Consider the following 22,639-nt stretch of genomic DNA (forward strand, 5'->3'; position numbering starts at 1 on the left):
ACTACTATTAACTTTGTGGAGTGGGGTTTTTTAATAGGCTATTGCTCACTTACTATTTCCATTTCTGTTCTAAAGGCAACAAATTTTCCTTCAAAGGCTTTGCTTGCAGCTCTTAAGGCAGGAGCATCTTCTTCATAGTATTTTTGCAGCATTTGCTTGCTCTCGGTGGTGTATTGCGTAGAATAGGTAATTCCTCCCATTTCTTCGTTCACCAGAACCTTAGACATTAAAGCCTTTGTAAACTTTTTAGTTGCAAGCATTTGGGGAATATGTTCGGTCTTCATCCATTCTAACCAGGAATCGTGAATGTCTTCCTGAACATTTATAGTTACGCTGTATATATACATAATCTTTTCTTTAAAATTCTATTTATTCTGCAACATTCTTTAATAGTCTTCCGGCTTACTCGAGAGTATCACCGCGCAGTACCCTATACTTTTTTGTCGCGTCCACAAAGTAAATACTATCGGCATAATTAAAAATTATTTCTTCATAAAAATCCTTAGCTTTTTCGGGTTGTTGCAACTTATCTTTATATAGCTCGGCTAGTCTATAAGTTGCATTATCTCCTAAAATATCGGTCTTATAAAACTCTATGATCTTAATATAATTGGCCTCCGCTTTATCCCATTCACTTTCTTTTTCATATAAAATAGCCTGTTTCAGTAAAGCTTCATCTTCAATTCTTTCTCCTTTATGTAACTGTAACAGCTCTTCTAAAGCCGCGATGGCTTCAGTATTCTTATTCTGAAAAGAGAGAAATTCGGCATGAGCATAGCGTTTTAAAGCGGATTGTGTAGAATCTTGCAGGGTATTCTCACTTATTAGTAAGCTGAGCTCCATCGCATCATTAGCGATTAATTGTGTAGAGGAAGCCTTAAGTACATCCAACTGCGTTTTCGCCCAGCTAAAGTCGCCTTTATAGTAACTTGTTTTTGCCACCTTAAATCTGGCCTGCTGCGATAATTCATCATTTTTGACCAACTGTTGTATCTGGGAATAGTAAATAAGTGCCTCATTGAATTTCTGATCCAATACCAAAATATCTGCCAGCGCCATTTTCACTGCAGAAAGCTCATAATTTAACGTTACTATCGTTGAAAGCTCCTTAAGTAAGGATATCGCTTCCTGTATTTTATCGGTTTTAAAAGCCAGAAAATTAGCATAGTCAATTTGGAGAGCTATGGTTTCTACACCTTTTCCATATAGCCCTAACAATCTTTTAAAATCTTCTTCTATTTCTTTATAATCTGAAACTTTCGCAGTGCTAACTTTCATATCTAATAGTAGCTGATTCGCCTGTACTAAAATAACAGGAGAACTAGTCTCTTCGATCACGAAACCAACTATTTCCTGTGCCGAGGATAAATCACTCGCAGACTTTGCAACCACTAATAATTGAATGATTCTTTGAAGATTCTCCCCATCTCTTCGGTATAACGCTTTTTCCTGAAGAAAGGCTTTTTTAAATTCGTGTTGCTGCACAAATAACCAGGATAATAACTGGTTATAGGAAATGGAAGGAGACTGCTGTTGTTTTTTTAATAATAATTTCCTCAAGATCTGATTGGCCTGATGCGAAGGGTCTTCCTGAATATATTTTTCAAATTCTCTAATAAGATTATTGACCTTTTCCGGATCTTTATCAAGGAGGTCGAGATATGCCGTAAACATTTTTTCCAACTCTCCTCGTTCTCCGTAAATTCGTGCCAAAGGGAGGTTATAATTAGAGCTATTTTTAGTGCTCATTCCAATAATGTAGGCCGTTTCCGCATTTTCTAACAGACTGTATTTCTCAAAATTGCGGGCTACCGAATAGGTGTAATTAGGCTTTATTCTTAGCACATCTAAGGCTTTTGAATAATAGCTTTTTGCCATTTCTTCATTTAATTGAAGTTCTGCATTATGCCCTAGTTCTATATAAAGACTCGGGTTGTTATTGGACTCTTTTAATCTTTCTAAAAGCAGTTCATCAGCTTTCACGAAATTTTCCAATTGCTGATAGCAAGTTACCAGACCATAAAAATAATTGATATTAGCAGGATTGTCCTTTAACAACACTTCATAGGTAGAAAGTGCTTTTTGGTATTCGCCCTGATCCAAATAATTTTGTGCCAGTTGTTCCGACTGGGCGAAAAGGCACATATTTGCTATAAAGAAGCAGGTTATAAAAAAGAAACAACGCATCTTGTAAAGATAACAAAATGCGTTGTTTGTAGTGAATTTACATTTATTAAAAAGCCTTGGCTTATCAGGCTTATAAACTTAATCTATGCGATCGAAACCTGTTAATGGCACCAGCACTTCCGGAATCATGATTCCTTCAGGAGTTTGATAATTTTCTAAAATTCCCGCAAGCACTCTTGGCAATGCCAGGGCACTTCCGTTAAGTGTATGAACTAAGTGCTTGTTTCCATCTTTATCTTTATATCTTAACTTTAAGCGATTTGCCTGGAAAGTCTCAAAGTTTGATACTGAACTAATTTCCAACCATCTGTCCTGCGCAGTAGAGAATACTTCAAAATCGAAGGTCAATGCTGAGGTGAAACCCAGATCGCCTCCACATAATCTAAGGATTCTATAAGGCAATTTAAGATCTCGCAAAATCCCTTTAATATGATCTACCATCCCATCTAAAGCTTCAAAAGAATTTTCTGGTTTTTCAATTCTCACCAATTCAACTTTATCAAATTGATGCAATCTGTTCAATCCTCGAACATGTGCACCATACGATCCCGCTTCCCTTCTAAAACATGGGGTATACCCGGTACAGGTTATCGGAAAATCACTTTCGGTTAACATCCTGTCCCTAAAAAGGTTGGTCATTGGCACCTCAGCGGTAGGAATAAGGTAGAGATCATCTTCGGTAACATGATACATCTGTCCTTCCTTATCCGGTAACTGCCCCGTAGCAATTCCTGAAGCTTCATTTACCAATAACGGCAACTGATATTCGGTATAGCCTGCTTCTGCAGCTTTATTCAAAAAGTAGGTAATTAGAGCACGTTGCAATCTGGCTCCTTTGCCTTTATATACAGGAAATCCTGCTCCGGTAACTTTGTTTCCAAGCTCAAAATCTATAATATCGTATTTCTTAGCCAACTCCCAATGTGGAAGCGATCCTTCTGCCAAGACCGGAATTTCTCCTTCTTTAAATACTTCTTCATTATCCTCTTCATTTACTCCCGCAGGAACAGACTGATGAGGCACATTTGGTATGGTATATAAAAGTGCATCTAGCTTTGCAGTTATAGTATTTAATTCTTCTGAAAGAAGTTTTGAACTCTCTTTAAGTCTGGCAGTCTTTTCTTTCAAGATCCCGGCCTTTTGAGTTTCACCGGTCTTGAACAACATTCCAATCTCCTTGGAAAGTTGATTAGATTCGGCCAAAGTTTCATCTAATTGCGATTGCGTGGAACGACGGGATTCATCTAAGCTTAAAACATCGTTCAAGATAGTTTCAGCTTCAAAGTTTCTCTTTTTGAAAGCGGCGATATACACCTCTTTATTCGCTCGGATATTGCTTACTTGTAACATAAGGCCTTAAAATTTTTAATAAGGGAACAAATGTAGCAAAAGCCTTTAAAATTTTCAGTCTAATTGAGAAGGTAAAATCCAGGAATGATGTTTAAAATGATGCCATTTCTCGTTGCCAAGATCTACTTTAGGGTCTATAAAACGTTCATATGGCCTCCCGTTCACACTCACTTTAGAATCTACATACACCTCTACCTCTTTTCCCTGTGCAGCATATTCCTTTTTCAATCGCTGTGAAAACTGCCATATAAGATCGGGCTTAGAGCTAACTGCACCCCGTTGCTTTCGGCTTAGATATTTATTCTTATCTATATAAATAGTATCAGAAGTTCCTTTTTCAACTACTTTAAAATGGGTCCGTCCACTTTTTGCCCTCAACATCATTCTCCAACTTAATCTATGTCCCTCTTCTGTCCATAGCACATCATCCTGATAAAACCAATGCCTAACGGGTAACATTACTTGTATTATTAACCATAAGATGAGCATTCCCGAAATGAGTTTATGCGCAGAAGGAACAACAACTTCCTTTTTATCGTAAAACTCCTTTTTACTTCTTAAGAACCATTTATTGATGTTTTTACTCGGGAAAAAGAACAGGATAAATGCCAGAGAGAGATAGGGAAAGATCCCGATATGAAAAATAAAGCTATTAAATAAATGAAAGAAAATGGCTGCTAAAAAAGCTCCAAGGCGGGTACGCTTCCAAAGCAGCATAGGAATAATTAAAAGGTCGAAGAAAAAGCCAAACCAGGCAATACTTAAGTGCGCCCAAGGCATTTGCAGCAATTTTCCCACCAACCAGTAGCCTTGTTTCGATTTCATTAATACTGTAGGAAAGCTTCCATCCCACCAGTCTGGATATAATTTAGCTGCGGAAGCATACGTATATACTATCCACATTTGAATAACAATGAACAACCAAACCCATCTTGGCATAGAAATCGCCCTAAGTGACGGGTTTCTCCAGGCATCGACAGACGCCGCTCTATGGGCAGGTAATAAGAACATCACAAAGCATAACAACATTAATAAATAATAATGATTGTTATAAGACGTCTTTTGCATAAGGTAAACTCCGGCCCACATTATAGCATAAGCCAGAATACTTAGCCTATACTTAAACCCCAGCATGACCATTATACCAAATATACCCATGACAGCATAGTAGTATAACATGCCATTTCCAGGCAAGGGTTGCAGAAAATCAAAGCCAATAAAGTTGAATGTTTGCTGTGGCTCGATTAAAGTACGCTCGATCCAACCTGAAGCAATAGCTCCAAAGGCTTCAATAGCGATTAATAACCCGAAAATGACTCTAAATACTACCAGAGCACTATTATCTATACGGGTGTACAACCACTTATTCAGCATAGTTATCTTTTACGTATTGAATTGAAAAAGCTTCATCTTGTTTCATCGCAATCTTTAATGCATCTACCGATTCAAAATTTACCTCGTCTCGAATTCTTGTAAGCAACTCTATTTGAAGATCTATTCCGTAGAGATCCATATCCAGCATAAAGAAATAGGTTTCTATAGTTCTATCTTTCCCTCCCACGGTTGGATTGGTTCCAATGTTCATCATGCCGAAATAAGGAATTTCATTTATTATCGAACGAACCACATATACTCCATTCTTGGGGATTAACTTATAACTTTCAGCAATTTCAAGATTAGCGGTAGGATAACCAAAACCTTTTCCCAAACCTTTGCCTTTAACTACCTTTCCGGTAAGTGTGAAAGGATGTTGCAGGTAGCTATTGGCTTTTTCAACTTTTCCTTCTTCCAAGGCTTTTCTAATTTTTGTAGAACTTACTGCTACTTCAGCAATTTCTTGGGGACTAATTTCTTCCACTTCAAAATCGAATTGTTCTCCAAATTCTTTTAGTGTATTAATGTCGGCCGTTCTATTTCTTCCGAAGCGATGATCGTAACCTATAATGATCTTTTTGGCCTTTAATTTATGTACGAGAATATCTCTAACGAATTCTAATGCAGAAAGACGAGAGAACTGTTGTGTAAAAGGATGGATAATAAGATGGTCTATTCCTGAGGCCTCCAGGATTTGTCTTCTTTCTTCTATGGTATTTATAAGCTTGATATTGGTGTCTTTTTGCAATACCATACGTGGGTGAGGAAAGAACGTAAGTATTGCCGACTCCATATTGCTCATTTTTGCAGTAGCAACAAGTTTTTCTATTATTTTTTGATGGCCGGCATGTACTCCATCAAAAGTACCAATGGTTATTACCGTTGGATTTTCACTGTTAAAAGCATATGCTCCTTTATGTTCTTTCAAGAGAGAATTATTTTCCGTTAAAAGTATTCATTGTAATATTAATTCCGGCAGTTCCAAAGGATTTTATTAGCTCATGCGATTTCTCCAAGCGCTCCGGCATTTTACTTTCCTCTTCTGAAGTCCAGTCTCCCAACACATAATCCACCTGGTTCCCTTTAGAGAACTCATCACTTATTCCAAACCTGTAACGGTTGTAGCTACTTGTATTTAACTGAGCCTGAATATCCTTCAGTCCGTTATGCCCTCCATCACTACCTTTGGTCTTCACACGAATGGTTCCAAAAGACAAATTTAGATCGTCTGTAATTACTAAGAGATTCTCATGCGGAACTTTTTCTTTAGCAAGCCAGTACTTTACAGCTTTCCCACTTAAATTCATATAAGTACTAGGTTTTAACATAATAAAAGTACGGCCCTTAAATCTGAAGGTAGCAATATCGCCCAGTTTATCTGTTGAAAATGCAACCCCTTCTTTATCTGCCACATAATCTAGTATTTTAAACCCAATATTATGCCTGGTATTGTGATATTTTGGGCCGATATTTCCCAAACCAACAATCAAAAATTTTTTCATAGGATCTATTTCTTCCTGTGGATGTTTTTTACTTAATAATCTTCCGAAGAATGCCAGCATGGAATTAATTTTCGTAAAAATAAAAAAAGCATCCCAGTTTCCGAAAACTATCGGAGTGGAATGCTTTTAATTTTATGAAAAGAAAATTTATTCTTTTACTGCAGCAACATCATCAGTTTCTGTAGCCGGAACATCTCCTGGTGCTACTTCATCTTCATCATCTTCAGTATCTGCAATTATGTTACGTGAAGTTTTCACTTGACATACAACAGTGTTCTCAGGATGTTGGATAGTGTAATCTTCACTCTCTAGTGCTGTAACATATAATTTGTTACCAATTTTAAGAGCAGTTACATCAGCTTCAATAAAGTCTGGCAAGTTTCCAGGAAGACCTTTCACTTTTAAACGACGTAAGTTGTAGCGTAATACCCCACCATTTTTTACCCCACGTGCAGTACCTACAGTATGTACAGGAATTTCCATAGTGATTTCTTTATCATCAAATATTTGATAGAAATCCATGTGAAGGATAGCATCAGTTACAGGGTGAAATTGGATATCCTGAAGAACAGCATTAAACTTTTCTCCTCCACCCAATTCGATAGATACTGTATGCACATCTGGCGTATAAACCAAATCTTTGAATGCAATTTCGTCTGCTGCAAAGTGTAATGGTTCTCCCCCTCCGTATAATACGCAAGGAACCTGTCCAGCATTACGTAAGGCTTTTGTTGCTTTTTTGCCTACGCTTTCTCTTTTAGATCCGTTGATCGTTATTGATTTCATTTTAAAAAATTTTAGGCTGCAAAGGTGCGACTTTTTTTTATTCTTTTAAAACCCTGTTATATAAATATTTGAAGGTTTTTTAATCCCACCTATTACAAGTATGTAAGTATTATAAAATAAGGCTTATAAGGACCTCTTTTACCCCATTTTTAAACCCCTGCTATTACTACATGATAAATTTAGAACTGATAGACCTGTTGTAATGAACGCTTTTCATAACATCTGCAAAAAGTTCGGCACAGCTAACCACTTTAATTTTCTTACTTTCTTTTTTAAGCGGAATAGAATCGGTAACGATCAGTTCCATTAGCTGAGATTTTTCTATACGCTCATAAGCTTCCCCGGACAAGACAGGGTGGGTACAAATTGCTCGAACACTTAAAGCTCCTTTTTCCATCATGACATCGGCTGCTTTTGTTAAGGTTCCAGCGGTATCTACCATATCATCAACCAGGATAACATTCTTTCCGGTTACATCTCCAATTAGCTCCATATGCGAAATTACGTTAGCCTTGGCTCTTTGCTTATAACAAATAACCACATCGCTTTCTAATGTTTTAGAGTAAGCATAGGCTCGCTTAGACCCACCCATATCTGGTGAGGCAATGGTTAGATTCTCTAAATTCAAACTTCTTAAATAAGGAAGAAAGACTGTTGAAGCAAAAAGATGATCTACCGGTTTTTCGAAAAACCCTTGAATTTGATCGGCATGAAGATCCATCGTAATAATTCTTGTGGCTCCTGCGGTTTCCAGGATACTTGCAACCATTTTTGCTGCAATAGGAACTCTGGGTTTATCTTTTCTATCCTGACGAGCCCACCCAAAATAAGGTAGTACTGCAGTGATATGACGGGCAGAGGCTCTTTTTGCAGCATCAAGCATTAATAACATTTCCATAAGGTGATCGGCACCGGGATGTGTAGAACCTATAATAAAAACACGAGAGCCTCGCACAGATTCTTCAAAGGAAGGTTGAAATTCTCCATCGCTATACGTACTGGTTATTACATTTCCAAGGGGTATTCCAAATGATTTGGCTATTTTAAGGGCTAGCTCCCTACTTTGTGAACAGGAGAAAATTTTAGCTTCGGGAATTACATTCGGCATGTTGTGTTGTGTTTTGAGTGTTGTTATTGTGGTTTTGTTAAGTTGCCAGCAAATTTAAAAATTAATTCCATCCCTTAGCCTACTTATATGCACTAAAGTTAAACAAGCTACATGATTTTCAATTTGCTAATTATCAATTAATTGCGCCGTTTTAAAAAGATTAATTAAAATACGCGTATCTCCCCTAGTCAATAAAGAATAAAAAATAAAAAAATCTCTTTGGGAACAAGATATTTTTTATAATTTTGCGCTCTCCTTAAGCTCGAGTGGCGGAATTGGTAGACGCGCTGGATTCAAAATCCAGTTCTTTCGGGAGTGCGGGTTCGATTCCCGCCTCGAGTACATTTTAAATATTAAAATTAAACCCTATAAACAAGCTTGTTTATAGGGTTTTTTATTTTATTTGCTTTGAAATTTTTTATGATAAAGCGCAATTTAAAACACATGAAGGCCACATAAACTGTATTAACCTCACACTTTTATAGGTATAAATTTAAAAGGGCTGTCTATTTTAGTGAGATAGCCCTTTTAAGTACAATTCAATCATTAAAGCAATGCATATTCAAACGAGGGATATCCACGCATTCCATCTTCATCAAGAAGAGAAGTAAACTTTAATTTATAATTATTTCCAGCCGGATCTTTCACCACAAAATAAATATTCTCTTTTAGAGAAGGCAATGTTCCCGGCCCTCCGCCGTTTCTCCACTTACTTCCAATAGCGCGCTGATCTTCTTCGAACAAAGACGTATCTACATTTTCCGAAGTGAATTCAGAATAAGCGATAGTTTCACTTTCTACCTGATAAGATTTTACTCCATCCAAACGGTTAGTTACTATAAAATCGGCATATCCATAAGAACCGAAGCCCGGGATTTCATTAGTGAATACCGTAAAGAGAAGATCCCATTCTCCCTGTTTAGGCTGAGCTACCACCTCTTTTTCCTCCACAAGACTGAAATATTGAAAATTATATGTAGCATCTTTACTAATATTCACCTCACTATGAGAATCTGAATCTAAGGGCGCATATTGTAATGTATAGCCATTGTCTGATCTAAGCACTCTAATTTTCATCCAACCTCTTGGCTCATCGGTAATATCCACGGCTCCGGTTTCAGCTGTTTCCGTTCCAACTTCATAGCCAAGATTAATCAGGTATACTTTATTTTCTATCTCTTCTGCAGAAATCTTTTTAATTGCTGTACCCTCTAAGTTTCCATCGGGAGTGTCTACGTACTTAGCATTTGCAGCATCAAAAGTTCCTACAGCAACCTGAGACTGAAGCTCGGCAACATCGGCTGCGGTTATAAGGTCGATATTAGTTGCTTCAAGTTCGGCAGCAGCCATATAAAGAGACCCGTTAATGATTACTCTAAAATCATCACCACTGTAAAATCCAAGATCCCAAGCCTCTCTATTTATAATCATCGATTTCTGTGCACTAAGATCGATGTATACTTGGTTTGGTTGATTTACACCACCTACTTCGGGTGCATTGGTCCCTCCAAGCGCTGCAGTCTCTTCAAAGGTTACCTGTACCGTGGTGTTTCCGCTCACATAAGCATCTTCAATGCTTATTGACTGAATATTGAATGTGATCATTTTTTCAGTTCCTTCAATAGCATCCTTAAGTTTGGTAAAGTTAAAGCTGGCTCCCTCATCACCTGCAAAAAAATCTATGAAAATTTCACCATCTACAGCATTTGGAAGTGTGACAAAATCTTCATCTTCTCCATAAATAGCATTGGTAGCGGTGTATCCCACAGTTACCGTTCCGTCCTGAGAAGCCGGCCTTGAAAATATAAGATTGACATCTTTCGTCTCCTCTTCAGCAGCAAAACTGAGCGAAGGATTTTCAAAAGCGACTACAAAATCTTCTTGTATTATTGCATTGTCATCTGAACTACAAGCTCCTAAAAGGAACATGGAAATTGCAGTGAATAAGTAGATAGTTTTTTTCATAATTGATCAATTAAAAATTAAGGTTGTATAAAAGTTTTAAAAAATAAGATCTTCCATAGCCCAGAATAACGCTGTTAGCCGGGGTTCCTGAATGTACTCCATCAGCACCTGTACTAGTATTAGTAACATTTGTGACATTTAAAATATTTCTAGCTCCTAAACTTATCTCTAGGTTTGTATCCTGGAACGTTTTTTTTACCGTGGCATCCATCCAGCTATATGCGCCACGCTTCCCTTTTATAAAGACCACATCGTTATCTTCATTTTGCCCTTGAATGAACTGATATTCCGGACCATTATGCTTAAAAAAGATTGAAAATACCGAGCTCCATTTAGGAACAGAATAAGATAAGTTCCCATTAAGCTGGAAGCCATACAGGTAATCGTCATTATAGCCTGTTTGGCTAATCAGCTCTTTACTCTCTCCCGAAAAAGAAATTCCCACACCAAGATTCAGGTTGCGTATAGAAATATCATTAGCATAAGACAATCCCCAGTTTTTAAAACTATCTATGTTCAAATATTTATAGGCGAGCGGACTCTGGTTCACTATGCTCAATTCAATACGGTCGTCTACTGAAAGAAACCATCCAGAAAGTTTACTGTTCATCTTCCAGTTATAATCATCGAACCAAAAGGTTTTTTTAAGGTGGAGAAAAGCCGAACTCCCACGTTCTGGGTTGATATTCGGGTTGCCCTGTACATCATGATTCACATCTACAAAATAGGTGAATAACTCGTCGTAGTTCGGATTTCTGGGAGAACTTCCTAAGTTTGCTCTTAGTGAATATCCATTCTCAAACCTGTAAACCGAACTAAGGGTATAAGCGCCTTGTGTATCAAACTTGGAAGAGAACATAGCTCTAAAACCGGGGCGAAGGGAAAATTTATCGCTTATTTTCAATTCAGCAGAAGTAAAGACATCATAAGATTCGAGCCTTCTTTCAATATTATCTGAATCATAATCCCCCGCGAGAAAAGAGGAATATCCATTAATATTACTAAGCTCGTAACCTATTTGAGAACTGAACCAGTCATTTTTGAATAGATTATTGAGGCTTCCCCGAGAATAAAGTCCTTGGCGAGATTCATATTCAAAATTCTGATTATTCAGCTCTTCTCTAGTTTTGATACGATATGTATAAGTTTCTACATTTCGCTTTTGTTCCTGATAAGAGAAAGAAGCCTGATAATTGGCTTTTTTAAATACTTTTCCACTCAGACTAAGATGATGGTAAAATCGTTCTGAAAAGAATGCCTCGTCACTAGCAGTTGGGTTGGTTGTTTGTGTAGCCGGATTTAGATTAGTTCGAACTTCAGGGTTGTATTTTTTAGTGAGTTCATCAAAATATTCAAACCGGTAAAACGCTGAAAAACTATTCTTTCGATATCTGAATAGTGTTTTAATATTATTCTGCAATTTCGGCAACCATTCATAACCTCTTTCCCCATCATTTAATTGATGGTTTTTTCCTTCCCTATCGGCGAGGAGACCTGTAAATTCATTTCGTGTATATGTAGCGTTGGCATAAAACTTATTACTAAAGTTATGTCCAATCCTTATAGACTGAATGTGTCGCCCTTTATCAAACCACCCATATTCATTACCAATGGATTCTTCCTGAAAATAAGGTGTAATTTGCCATTTATGATCTGAAGCTTTTTTGGTGATAATATTTATAATTCCGGAAACCGCATTCGAACCATATTGAACTCCCATAGCTCCTTCTACTATCTCAACCTGCTCTATATCGTCTAGATTAATTTGGGTTAAATCGGTGTTATTCCCCAGGCCTTCATCATTAATTAATGGGATACCATCTACCAGAATCTTGAAGTATTGAGAATCTAATCCAAAAAGCTCGACCCCGCTTTTTCCTGTAGAAGGGTTGGGCATTATATTGATATTAAGACTTTGATTAAGTACATCGGCCAGGTTATTGGCCGCTAGCTGATCTATGGTTTTTCTTGAAATCACTTTGACTTCAAAAACCGATTTATCAATACTTTGTTTATCGTACTGGCCCGTTACTACCACTTCATCTAACTGATCGACAATTAGACTGTCTTTTGGCTTTTGCTGAGCCGAAACAACTGTAATACCTAGGAAAAACAAAAGAGGAGTATAAATTTTCAATACGTTAATTTTATTTAGACTTATTCTTGATAAGGAACAAATATATATATTATTATTATTTAGAATAAATAAAAATAACTATTTTTGAAACAAATATTAATTTCTTAAATATGTCAACAAAATTCTACACGCTACTCATTGCACTTTTAACCACCACATTAATTAGTGCCCAAACCAAAAAAGAGAAAGATGCAGAAGCCATCAAAAAGATGTGCGGATGTTATGAAGTAAGTTTCAATTTCTCAGAAACCTTCAATTACTCAAAAGATTCATTATATAAGCCTTCAGATAATAAGATTACAGGAGGACTTGAATGGGCACAGCTTATAACTGATGACGATGAAAATATCTCCATTCAGCATTTACTACAGGTTGGAGACCCTGCAAAACCATACATTGTAAAACACTGGAGACAGGACTGGCTTTATGAAAATGAAGAGTTTTATATGTATGATGGAGATAATAAATGGGATTATGTGCTAAAGCCTGAAGAAGAAGTTGAAGGACAATGGACACAAAAGGTATATCAGGTAGATGACAGTCCTAGATACGAAGGATCTGCTACCTGGGTGCATGTAGATGGAAAGAGCTATTGGGAAAATACTACTCCGGCACCGCTACCAAGAAGAGAATATACAACTCGAAGTGATTATAATGTAACAATTAGAGGAAACCGTCACGAAATCACGCCTTTTGGTTGGGTTCATGATCAGGATAATAAAAAGGTAATTAGAAAGAATGGAGAGGAAGATTTTGTACTGGCACAAGAAAAGGGGTATAATGTTTATAAAAAAGTAGAGGATAGCCGTTGCCAGGCAGCAGCTGACTGGTGGAAGCAAAACGAAGAAAAATGGGCAATGGTTCGCAACAAATGGGAAGATGTTTTTAGCCGTGACGAAAACCTTATCCTAGAGGAGAAAGTTAATAACTCCCCTCTTTATAAATATCTTTTCGAGGAGGAATATAGTTCCGAAGAAAAGATCGAAGAGATAATTAGTTCATTTGTAAAATAATTTAGAATGAAATATTTTACAAATACTGTTTTACAATTAATAGTGTTCCTCTCAGTTACTAGTTTAACTGCTCAGGAAAACATATTACTCGAGCGCGATTTCTGGCAGAAGCAACCTGATCTTGAAACCGTTCAGACAGAAGTGGAGAAAGGAAACGATCCTACCCAATTAAATTCCAACGCTTTCGATCCGGTTGTGTATGCGCTCCTCGAAAACGAAAAAGAAGAAGTGATCGATTATCTGCTTTCTTTTGAAGGAAACAAAGTCGAAAAACGAACTCATGATGGTAGAACCTACCTGTTCTGGGCTGCTTACGGGAATGATGTAAAAACAATGAAAAAATTGCTTGACAAAGGATCAAAACTTGATGTTAAGGATACTCATGGCAATACGCCACTTACTTTCGCGGCTTCAACCGGACAGACCAATAAAGAAATCTATGAGATCTTCGAAGAGTATGGCACTATAATTTCTGAAGACACCAATGAAGACGGAGCCAATGCACTTTTACTTATTGCACCCTACTTAAAAGATGCTTCAGAGTTAGATTATTTTCTTTCTAAAGGAATAAAACTTAATAGTACCGATAATGCCGGAAACGGAATCTTTAATTACGTAGCCAGAAATGGGAACATTAAATTACTTCAGCAATTAATAGAGAAGGGAGTTAATTATAAACAACCCAATAATGAAGGAGGAAATGCCTTTTTGTTTGCTGCACAGGGCAGTCGGGGTCATAGCAATTCTATCGAAGTATATAAATTTTTGAAAGAACATGGTCTTGATGCGGCAGCAGTAACCAATACCGGTTCCACTGCTTTACATCGCGTTGCCTATTCTGGAGACGAAGAAATTCTTAATTTCTTTTTGAAGAATGGAGCAAGCGCTGTCCAAAAAGATGAAGAAGGAAATACGCCATTTTTAAATGCCGCAACTAGAAACTCTCTAGAAAATGTTCAGCTCCTGGCGAAATATGTAGATGAAATTGACCATACCAACAATGATGGTCAAACAGCCCTGATGATGGCTATGCGTTATAATGAGCCAAGTGTGGTTAATTTTTTATTTGAAAAAGGTGCGAATACCCAGCTTACAGATAACTCGGGAAATAACCTGGCCTATTATCTATTCATTTCCGGAAAAGTTTCTAGTGATTTCAATAAAAAGTTGGCATGGTTGCAGGAACATGATATTCGTTTAAACGCAGCGCAGATGGAGGGAAACAATCTGTACCATATAGCCGCTAAAGCCAATAATTTAGAGCTACTTAAAGAACTTTCAGGGTTGGATGTAGATATCAATACCAAAAATGATGATGGATTAACCCCATTACACTTAGCAGCAATGAAAACCGAAAATGATGAAATTCTAAAGTATCTTATATCAGAAGGTGCCGACATTAGTATAAACACCGATTTTGGAGAAAGCGTCTACCAACTGGCCAGCGAAAATGAGATACTGGCGAAAAACAAAGTCGAATTAAATTTTTTGAAATAAGATGAAATCTCTATTGAAATTTATACCCATTGCCACCTTGGTTTTTCTTGGAATAGTTGCTTTTAATAAAGTTGAAACTACTCCTGTAAAATGTATGGTTCAACTAATCAATTACTCCGGAGAAGGAGCGTACATTATAACCTCCCTTATTAATCCTGAAGGCAAATATGAAAAAACGCTCTACGTTCAAGGCGAGGATAGTGAATGGTATAGCGATATTCCCGAATGGTGGAAATTTTACGGTAAGTATCGCCCTAATATTGATGCTATTACCGGAGAAACGATCGCAGGAGGTGAGCGTAGCATTATACTGCTTCAAATTCCAACTGAAAAGATCGATGCGGGATATAGCATCAGGTTTGAGACTTCAGTAGAAGATAAGGCATATCATAAACAAGATGTTCAGTTTGAGCTTACTTCAGAAAGTATCAAAAGTAAAGTGGAAGGAAATGGCTTTATTCGATACGTGCGAATGATGCCACAATAAATCAGGGTTTTATGATTAGGTCTATTTGGAGATACAGCCATTTAATACTGGCCGTATCTTCTTCTATATTTTTATTACTTGCTGCAGTAACAGGAACGATCCTGGCAGTAGAACCTGTCTCAAACGCGACCAAGGATTATAGTATAGAAGGCCTAAATGAGATTTCTATAACCCAAACCATATCCGGGTTAAAATCGAAGTACATGGAAGTACTGGAATTAGAAATCACTCCTTCAAACTATGTTGTGGCTTCCATTCTTACTGAAGATTTTGAAAGTAAAACTATTTATATAGATCCAAACGACCTTTCGGAGTTAGGAACGGTAGAGGACCGGGCTACTTTCTTCAATTTCATGACTAATTTTCACCGTTCTCTTTTTTTAAAAAGTACAGGTAGAATCTTTGTAGGAATTGTTTCTTTTCTCCTATGCTTAATAGCAATAACAGGCTTAATTTTACTCATCAAGCGACAAGGTGGTTGGTTAAAGCTTTTCGGTAAAATAAAAGAAAGGAATTTTGAGCAGCGTTATCACGTAATTCTGGGAAGGTGGTTTTTAATGCCAATTATCATTATATCGGCTACAGGTGTTTTTCTCTCTGCTGAAAAATTTGAATTAACACCTTCTTATTCTATTCAACATACTTGGAAGGAAAATAATTATGATGAATTTGAAGCAGCAGAACTTTCGGATTTTCCGGGGCTGAAAAAAATACATCTTAATGAGGTTAGAAAAATCGTTTTTCCCTTTTCTGAAGACCCTGAAGATTTTTACCAGATTCAGTTAGCTAACAGAGAAATTCTTATCCATCAATTCACGGGCGAAATTGTAAGCGAGCAAAAATATCCCTTCGTGCAACTTGCCTCTATGCTAAGTATGCAATTACATACTGGTGAAGGAAATCCAATTTGGGCAATAATCTTATTTATTTCCAGCGGGAGCATTCTTTTTTTTATGTATTCTGGGTTTGCAATGACTTTAAAGTCGCTGGTCAAAAAGAAACCCAAACTCACCACAACTGCAGATAAAGATGAAGCCGAATACATTATTCTAGTGGGATCAGAAACCGGAAAAACTTTTGATTTTGCTTACCGTTTTAGTAAAAGCCTGGAAAGCCATGATAAACTTGTACATCTTTCAAGTCTTAATGAATATTCTACTTATAATAACGCTAAACATATAATCATTTTCACCGCTACATATGGCGATGGAGATGCTCCGGCTTCGGCAACAAAGTTTTTAAAGAAGTTTAAACAGGTTGAACCTAAAAATCCTGTTGATTGTACCGTGGTAGGTTTTGGATCTATGCTCTATCCTAACTATTGTAGTTATGCGGAAGATATTCAGAAAGAACTGAAAGCTCATTCATCTTTTAAGTCGATCATGGAACTTACAAAGATCAACGAACAATCTTTTGAACAATTTAGAGGCTGGGCAAATAATTGGGGAGCCAAGAATAATATTCCAGTTCATTTAGTGCTGTTAGATTCCGATATTATCAGCAGAAAAAGAACCGTAAAATTTAAAGTCCTTGACATATCCGAAGTGAATATTGACAATACTTTTCTTTTAAAATTAAAACCACATAAACACACTAAATTTAAATCAGGTGATCTTATAGGGTTCACACCTCCTAATGCCAGACGGGAAAGATTATATTCTATTGCCAAGATTGATGGTTCTATTTTATTGAGCATAAAAAAACATGAATTTGGTAAATGTTCTAACTATTTGGGATTATTGAAAAAAGGTCAGATCATCGATGGCACCATCGAAAAAAACACAAAATTCCACTTTCCTTCTAAAGCACCAACAGTTATAATGATAAGTAACGGAACGGGAATTGCCCCCTTTCTGGGAATGATACAAAATAACAAGAATACTTCCATTCACTTATTTTGGGGTGGAAGGAGTGCGCAGTCTTTCAATATATATAACTCGTATGCTAAAGATGCTCTAACAAAGAAAAAAATTGAAAGTTTTGAAAATGCTTTTTCCAGGGAAGGAGAACAAATCTATGTGCAGGATCTACTTTTGAAAAATCGGGAATTTTTAGTCAATGCTATTGAAAATGGTGCAGTAATCATGATTTGCGGCTCCATTAACATGCAGAATGGCGTAATAAAGGTTATCGACAATATTCTTGAAGAAACTTCAAATCTGACATTGGGCGATCTGGATCTTAATAAGCAATTGAAGATAGATTGCTATTAACTATGATTTGTTATCGCTTCTTTTTGAAATGCTTTTAGCTCAATTATTTTTACTGGATTTTTATTTTCATCTATCGCAACAAAGGTAAATCCCTTGAGACCACTCCTTCCTTAGAGTTAAACCAAAAATTATACATTCAGGTAAAGCCTATAAAATGATTAATGTCATTTTATAGGCTTTACATCATTATTAGATTTACGTTCTAAAATTTCACGTTATGGATCACATTGATATAAAAGACCTTTTATGGATGTACCGTGCTATGAAAAAGTCAAGGTATTTCGAAGAGAGAATAGAAAAAGCTTACTTAGAAGGCAAACAACCAATATTTAACATTGGAGCGGGTGCTATCCCTGGAGAAATGCATTTATCTAATGGACAGGAGCCATCCGCAGCAGGAATTATTGTCCATCTAACAAACAACGATACAGTCACAGCTACGCACCGTCCGCATCATGAGGCCATTGCAAAAGGGGTAGATTTGAAAAAAATGGCTGCCGAAATCTACGGAAAAAAGACAGGTCTAAGCAAAGGGAAAGGAGGGCATATGCATTTATTTGATCCTAATGTAAAATTTTCTTGCGGTGGTATTGTTGGTGCTGGAATTCCTCATGCCGTAGGAGCTGCATTAGCGAACAAGAAAAAAGAGACGACCGATATTGCCGTTGCCTTTATAGGTGAAGGTGCCGCAAATTCGGGAGCTTTTCACGAATCCTTAAATCTGGCTGCCTTATGGAACTTGCCTTTTATATTGGTAGTAGAGGATAATTCTTGGGGAATTTCGGTTGCGCAAAAAGCTTCTACTAGTATTCCTTCTAACGATTTACGGGCTTCAAGCTATGGCATTAAAGGATATTTGGTAAATGACAATGATCCTATTGAAATGTATAAAGTTAGCAAGGAAGCTGTAGCACGAGCAAGAAAAGGCAAAGGCCCATCTATCATAGAGATTAAAACATATCGTTTCCTTGGCCATTTTCAGGGCGATCCTGAATTATATCGCAATAAGGAAGAAGTTCCAAGTTTAAGGGCGAAAGATCCCATTAACCGGTTAAAGGAATATTTGCTGAAAGAAGATCTTTCAACTACAGAAGAGATTAAGACACTTGAAAATGAAATTTATACTGAAGTAGATAGTGCTTTTGAATTTGCAATTCAGAGTGAATATCCAAAGCCAGAAGAAGCCTTAGAGGATGTGTTTTATTAGCTGTACAGAAAGAAAATCTAAAAAAACATTAAAATGGAAACAACTAAAGATAAAATTAAAAAATTAACTGGAAGTAAAGCTATGATTCAGGCTTTAGACCAGGAAATGGATAGAGATGATAGCATCTTTGTAATGGGTGAAGATGTGGGAAAATATGGTGGAATATTTGGCTCAACCACTGGATTATTTGATAAATATGGAGGAGAACGAATTATGGACACCCCCATTTCGGAAACAGGATTTATAGGAGCTGCAGTTGGGGCTGCTGCCGAAGGCTTACGCCCCATTGTGGAGTTAATGTTTGTAGATTTTCACGGGGTGGTTATGGATCAAATTTATAACCATATTGCCAAAATACCTTATATGAGTGGTGGAAATGTAAAATTACCAATCGTTCTTTTAACGGCTGTTGGTGGTGGTTATAGCGATGCTGCGCAACACTCTCAAACCCTGTATGCCAGTTTTGGGCATTTGCCTGGATTGAAAGTAGTAGCACCTACATTTCCAAACGATATAAAAGGAATGTTGATTGCTGCGATACGCGACGACAATCCTGTGATTTTCATGTTTCACAAAACGCTGCAAGGATTAGGATGGATGGATCAAATAGATGCTTCTTTAGGGCCCGTTCCGGAAGAGACCTATACAATTCCTTTAAATAAGGCTAATGTTGTAAAAACGGGAAAAGATGTGACTATTGTTGGTGTGCAAATGATGACAGTAAAGGCATTGGAAGCAGCTAAGGAATTGACCGATTTAGGAATTGATGCCGAGGTTATTGATCTCCGCTCAATAAAACCCATTGATAAAGAAACTATTTTAAAATCGGTTGAAAAAACAGGACGTTTAGTTGTGGTTGATGAAGATTATTATTCCTACGGAATCACTGCCGAAATAAGTGCAATAGTTGCTTCCGAAGGTTTTCATCATCTTAAAGCCCCAGTAGTACGAATTGCAACTCCTGATGTTCCCATTCCTTATAGTCGCGTGATGGAAAAGTTTGTGATTCCCGATGTAAAGGATATTGTCGATACCGTAAAAAATATGCTAATAGTTTAAGTATGCCTAAATTAAAAGAAATAGTACTTCCTAAAGAATTGGGAGAAGGAACCGAAAGTTCTATAGTCCTCTGGTATAAAGAACCTGGTGATAATTTTGAAAAAGGAGATACGCTCGTTGAAGTACAGACCGAAAAAGTTGCATTCGAAGTAGAGGCTCCTTTTTCAGGAAAACTTTCAGAAATAAAAGTAAAAAGAGGTGAAACAGCGAAAGTTGGCGAGGTTATAGCTTTGGCCGAAGCAAGCTAATTTTAATCCAAAAAATAAGCTATTTCAGGCACAGGCCTAAAGATAATTTCATTCCGGAAGTCAATGGACTGTAAAAGTGAATCAAACCTTTGCATATGGCTAAGCCGAAGGATTAAAAATCCAAGAAATCAATACCCAAAAAAGTTAACAGGAATGTAAAATGTTGAACGTGTAGACAGGTTAGATCTTGTTGTAGCCAATTTATATAATCAAAAAAACCTATCCCATAAAAACCATTTTGAGCCCTCCATAAATTTTCTATTCATCTTTGGATAAAAATTATTCCACATAATCCAGAGATTATGAAACAACCTATTGCTTTATGAGGAGATACTACTATCTTAGTAGAACCCCCTCAAATATTATCAAAATATAGTTATAAAGTTTATGAGTAATAAACCAACCAACAAAGCCATCTATATTGCCACAACCCAACCCAATAGTGGTAAGTCGATTATCTCTTTAGGACTGATGCAAGCACTATTAGGAAAGGCTGCTAAAGTAGGATATTTTAGACCTATAATTGACGACTTCAAACCGGGAGAAATCGATAATCATATAAACACTGTCTCTACGTATTTCAATTTAGATATAAAGTTTAAAGATGCTTATGCTTTTACCCGAAGCGAAGTTATTAAAATGAAAAATGATAATAAAGATGAAGAAATCATCAGCAAAATTATCGAAAAGTATAAAGCTATTGAAGAGCGTTTTGATTTTGTTTTGGTAGAAGGCACCAGTTTTGTTGGTGAAGGCTCTATTATAGAATTTGACATTAATGTTTTAATAGCCAAAAATTTGAATGTTCCAGCAATTATTTTAGACAGTGGCATTGGCAAAACATTGGACGAACTTGTAGGGAACTTACAAATGGCTTTTGATTCTTTTAAAGATAAAGGTGTTAAAGTATTAGCTGTTATCGCTAACAAAGTAGAACCAGAAAACCAAGCTTTAGTGGTTTCCGAATTGGAGGAGCATCTTCCTTCCGCAGTAATTGTAAACGCTATTCCACTAAATCCTGTTTTGGCAACTCCGTCTATTAAGGAAATAGTAGATGCCTTGGACGCCAAGATACTTTTTGGAGAAGACTATATTAATAATCAAGCCGGTTATTTTAGCGTTGGCGCTATGCAATTACGCAACTATCTTACCCATTTAAAAGAAAATGGTTTGGTGATTACACCTGGTGACAGGGCTGATATTATCCTTGGGGCCCTACAAGCAAATATTTCAGAAAATTATCCTTCAATATCTGGCATTGTACTTACCGGGGGGCTAATGCCGGAAGATTCAATAATTAAACTAATACAAGGCTTATCAGACATTGTTCCAATTATTTCAGTAAAAGGAGGAACATTTTCGGTGACGAATTGTATTGGAGCCATAAAATCGCAAATTTATGCCGAGAATACACAAAAGATAACTACTTCCATTAACGACTTTGAAAAGTATGTGAAAGTGGATGCTCTTATAGAACGCCTCATCACGTTCAAAACAAATGGAATTACCCCAAGAATGTTTCAATATAACTTATTGAAACAGGCAAAATCCATAAAAAAACATATTGTTTTACCTGAAGGGCTGGATGAACGAATTTTACGAGCAACCAAACAGTTAACCGATCTAGATGCAGTAAACATCACACTTCTTGGAGATAAAGTACAGATCGAAGAAAAAATTGCAGCGCTAGATATAGGTTTGGATTTGAATAATATAAATATCATAAACCCGGTTGAATCTGTTCATTTCGAATCATATGCAAAAACCCTCTTTGAGCTTAGGAAACATAAAAATGTTAATCTTGCGATGGCTAAAGATTTAATGGAGGATGTATCCTATTTTGGTACCATGATGGTTTATAAGGGTGATGCAGATGGGATGGTTTCTGGAGCCGTTCATACCACTCAGCACACCATTCTTCCAGCGCTTCAATTTATAAAAACCCAACCTGGAGCCTCTATTGTTTCATCTGTATTTTTTATGCTATTGGAAGATCGTGTTTCTGTGTATGGCGATTGTGCAATTAACCCTAATCCCACAGCAGAGCAACTAGCTGAAATAGCTATTTCTTCGGCAGCCACAAGTTTAGCTTTTGGGATTGAACCTAAGATTGCAATGTTATCGTATTCATCAGGAGCTTCGGGCGTAGGAGAAGATGTCGAGAGAGTTAGAACAGCAACACAATTTGTAAGAAATAAAAGACCTGATCTTAAAGTGGAAGGTCCTATTCAATATGATGCGGCGGTCGATATGAATGTAGGCAAACTAAAGCTTCCAAATTCAGAAGTTGCAGGACAAGCCAATGTCTTTATTTTTCCCGATCTAAATACCGGAAACAACACCTACAAAGCAGTTCAACGAGAAACTAAGGCATTGGCCATTGGCCCTATTATTCAGGGCTTAAAAAAACCCGTAAACGATTTGAGTAGAGGCTGCACCGTAAGTGATATTTTTAATACTGTTATAGTTACTGCGATTCAGGCACAAACTATTTAAACAAACGAGC

18 protein-coding genes and 1 tRNA gene are annotated in these 22,639 nt (G+C 36.9%); 9 read left to right on the plus strand and 10 right to left on the minus strand.

Features of this window, described 5'->3' with window-relative positions; translation table 11 throughout:
- Positions 1-38: 38 nt before the first annotated feature.
- From L1I30_RS01645 to L1I30_RS01680, 8 genes are all read right to left on the minus strand, one after another.
- Entirely contained in the window at positions 39-347 is a 309-nt protein-coding gene (locus L1I30_RS01645; protein ID WP_236132506.1) for a DUF4286 family protein, read from the minus strand.
- Between the two features lie 55 nt (positions 348-402).
- Positions 403-2,145: a tetratricopeptide repeat protein gene (locus L1I30_RS01650; protein WP_236132507.1), complete on the minus strand. Its 1,743-nt coding sequence runs from the start codon at positions 2,143-2,145 to the stop codon at positions 403-405.
- 120 nt (positions 2,146-2,265) lie between these two features.
- Complete coding sequence (gene serS / locus L1I30_RS01655; RefSeq protein WP_236132508.1) at positions 2,266-3,537, minus strand: serine--tRNA ligase; 1,272 nt, start codon at positions 3,535-3,537, stop codon at positions 2,266-2,268.
- A 54-nt stretch (positions 3,538-3,591) separates the two neighbouring features.
- Positions 3,592-4,911 carry an HTTM domain-containing protein gene (locus tag L1I30_RS01660; RefSeq protein ID WP_236132509.1) on the minus strand — a complete coding sequence of 440 codons (1,320 nt, stop codon included), beginning with the start codon at positions 4,909-4,911 and terminating at the stop codon, positions 3,592-3,594.
- Positions 4,901-5,839, minus strand: coding sequence for a bifunctional riboflavin kinase/FAD synthetase (locus L1I30_RS01665; protein ID WP_236132510.1), 939 nt, complete (start codon positions 5,837-5,839; stop codon positions 4,901-4,903). The genes L1I30_RS01660 and L1I30_RS01665 overlap by 11 nt, the downstream gene beginning before the upstream one ends.
- A gap of 7 nt (positions 5,840-5,846) precedes the next feature.
- Positions 5,847-6,473 carry an aminoacyl-tRNA hydrolase gene (gene pth, locus L1I30_RS01670; protein ID WP_236132511.1) on the minus strand — a complete coding sequence of 209 codons (627 nt, stop codon included), beginning with the start codon at positions 6,471-6,473 and terminating at the stop codon, positions 5,847-5,849.
- Between the two features lie 87 nt (positions 6,474-6,560).
- Entirely contained in the window at positions 6,561-7,199 is a 639-nt protein-coding gene (locus tag L1I30_RS01675) for a 50S ribosomal protein L25/general stress protein Ctc (protein WP_236132512.1), read from the minus strand.
- Positions 7,200-7,365: 166 nt separating this feature from the next.
- Positions 7,366-8,307 carry a ribose-phosphate pyrophosphokinase gene (locus L1I30_RS01680; protein ID WP_236132513.1) on the minus strand — a complete coding sequence of 314 codons (942 nt, stop codon included), beginning with the start codon at positions 8,305-8,307 and terminating at the stop codon, positions 7,366-7,368.
- Between the two features lie 260 nt (positions 8,308-8,567).
- Between L1I30_RS01680 and L1I30_RS01685 the strand changes: the two genes are divergently transcribed.
- Positions 8,568-8,649, plus strand: a tRNA-Leu gene (locus L1I30_RS01685).
- A gap of 204 nt (positions 8,650-8,853) precedes the next feature.
- On the opposite strand, the gene L1I30_RS01690 is transcribed toward L1I30_RS01685, so the two are convergent.
- A complete protein-coding gene (locus L1I30_RS01690; RefSeq protein WP_236132514.1) occupies positions 8,854-10,272 on the minus strand; it encodes an HmuY family protein in 1,419 nt (472 codons plus the stop codon).
- A 10-nt stretch (positions 10,273-10,282) separates the two neighbouring features.
- Positions 10,283-12,409: a TonB-dependent receptor plug domain-containing protein gene (locus L1I30_RS01695; protein ID WP_236132515.1), complete on the minus strand. Its 2,127-nt coding sequence runs from the start codon at positions 12,407-12,409 to the stop codon at positions 10,283-10,285.
- 110 nt (positions 12,410-12,519) lie between these two features.
- On the opposite strand from L1I30_RS01695, the gene L1I30_RS01700 reads away from it, so the two are divergent.
- The 8 genes from L1I30_RS01700 (at position 12,520) to pta (ending at position 22,629) form a co-directional block, all read left to right on the plus strand.
- Positions 12,520-13,422 carry a DUF6607 family protein gene (locus tag L1I30_RS01700; RefSeq protein ID WP_236132516.1) on the plus strand — a complete coding sequence of 301 codons (903 nt, stop codon included), beginning with the start codon at positions 12,520-12,522 and terminating at the stop codon, positions 13,420-13,422.
- Positions 13,423-13,428: 6 nt separating this feature from the next.
- On the plus strand, positions 13,429-14,919 hold the full coding sequence (locus L1I30_RS01705) for an ankyrin repeat domain-containing protein (protein WP_236132517.1): 1,491 nt from the start codon (positions 13,429-13,431) through the stop codon (positions 14,917-14,919).
- Between the two features lies 1 nt (position 14,920).
- Positions 14,921-15,406, plus strand: a complete 486-nt coding sequence (locus L1I30_RS01710) for a DUF2271 domain-containing protein (RefSeq protein ID WP_236132518.1) — start codon at positions 14,921-14,923, stop codon at positions 15,404-15,406.
- Positions 15,407-15,417: 11 nt separating this feature from the next.
- On the plus strand, positions 15,418-17,619 hold the full coding sequence (locus L1I30_RS01715; protein WP_236132519.1) for a PepSY domain-containing protein: 2,202 nt from the start codon (positions 15,418-15,420) through the stop codon (positions 17,617-17,619).
- A gap of 217 nt (positions 17,620-17,836) precedes the next feature.
- A complete protein-coding gene (locus tag L1I30_RS01720) occupies positions 17,837-18,826 on the plus strand; it encodes a thiamine pyrophosphate-dependent dehydrogenase E1 component subunit alpha (protein WP_236132520.1) in 990 nt (329 codons plus the stop codon).
- Positions 18,827-18,859: 33 nt separating this feature from the next.
- The gene (locus L1I30_RS01725) at positions 18,860-19,885 is read left to right on the plus strand and encodes an alpha-ketoacid dehydrogenase subunit beta (protein ID WP_236132521.1); all 1,026 of its coding nucleotides are present in this window, start codon (positions 18,860-18,862) and stop codon (positions 19,883-19,885) included.
- 2 nt (positions 19,886-19,887) lie between these two features.
- A complete protein-coding gene (locus tag L1I30_RS01730) occupies positions 19,888-20,133 on the plus strand; it encodes a biotin/lipoyl-containing protein (protein WP_236132522.1) in 246 nt (81 codons plus the stop codon).
- Positions 20,134-20,520: 387 nt separating this feature from the next.
- A complete protein-coding gene (gene pta, locus L1I30_RS01735) occupies positions 20,521-22,629 on the plus strand; it encodes a phosphate acetyltransferase (RefSeq protein ID WP_236132523.1) in 2,109 nt (702 codons plus the stop codon).
- Positions 22,630-22,639: the final 10 nt, after the last annotated feature.

The sequence above is a fragment of the Gillisia lutea genome (assembly GCF_021568705.1).
GTDB lineage: Bacteria > Bacteroidota > Bacteroidia > Flavobacteriales > Flavobacteriaceae > Gillisia > Gillisia lutea.

Coding starts and splice junctions, on each gene's coding strand:
- L1I30_RS01645 (WP_236132506.1), bottom strand. CDS start 347: ATGTATATATACAGCGTAACTATAAATGTTCAGGAAGACATTCACGAT.
- L1I30_RS01650 (WP_236132507.1), bottom strand. CDS start 2,145: ATGTGCCTTTTCGCCCAGTCGGAACAACTGGCACAAAATTATTTGGAT.
- serS (WP_236132508.1), bottom strand. CDS start 3,537: ATGTTACAAGTAAGCAATATCCGAGCGAATAAAGAGGTGTATATCGCC.
- L1I30_RS01660 (WP_236132509.1), bottom strand. CDS start 4,911: ATGCTGAATAAGTGGTTGTACACCCGTATAGATAATAGTGCTCTGGTA.
- pth (WP_236132511.1), bottom strand. CDS start 6,473: ATGCTGGCATTCTTCGGAAGATTATTAAGTAAAAAACATCCACAGGAA.
- L1I30_RS01675 (WP_236132512.1), bottom strand. CDS start 7,199: ATGAAATCAATAACGATCAACGGATCTAAAAGAGAAAGCGTAGGCAAA.
- L1I30_RS01680 (WP_236132513.1), bottom strand. CDS start 8,307: ATGCCGAATGTAATTCCCGAAGCTAAAATTTTCTCCTGTTCACAAAGT.
- L1I30_RS01690 (WP_236132514.1), bottom strand. CDS start 10,272: ATGAAAAAAACTATCTACTTATTCACTGCAATTTCCATGTTCCTTTTA.
- L1I30_RS01700 (WP_236132516.1), top strand. CDS start 12,520: ATGTCAACAAAATTCTACACGCTACTCATTGCACTTTTAACCACCACA.
- L1I30_RS01705 (WP_236132517.1), top strand. CDS start 13,429: ATGAAATATTTTACAAATACTGTTTTACAATTAATAGTGTTCCTCTCA.
- L1I30_RS01710 (WP_236132518.1), top strand. CDS start 14,921: ATGAAATCTCTATTGAAATTTATACCCATTGCCACCTTGGTTTTTCTT.
- L1I30_RS01715 (WP_236132519.1), top strand. CDS start 15,418: ATGATTAGGTCTATTTGGAGATACAGCCATTTAATACTGGCCGTATCT.
- L1I30_RS01720 (WP_236132520.1), top strand. CDS start 17,837: ATGGATCACATTGATATAAAAGACCTTTTATGGATGTACCGTGCTATG.
- L1I30_RS01725 (WP_236132521.1), top strand. CDS start 18,860: ATGGAAACAACTAAAGATAAAATTAAAAAATTAACTGGAAGTAAAGCT.
- L1I30_RS01730 (WP_236132522.1), top strand. CDS start 19,888: ATGCCTAAATTAAAAGAAATAGTACTTCCTAAAGAATTGGGAGAAGGA.
- pta (WP_236132523.1), top strand. CDS start 20,521: ATGAGTAATAAACCAACCAACAAAGCCATCTATATTGCCACAACCCAA.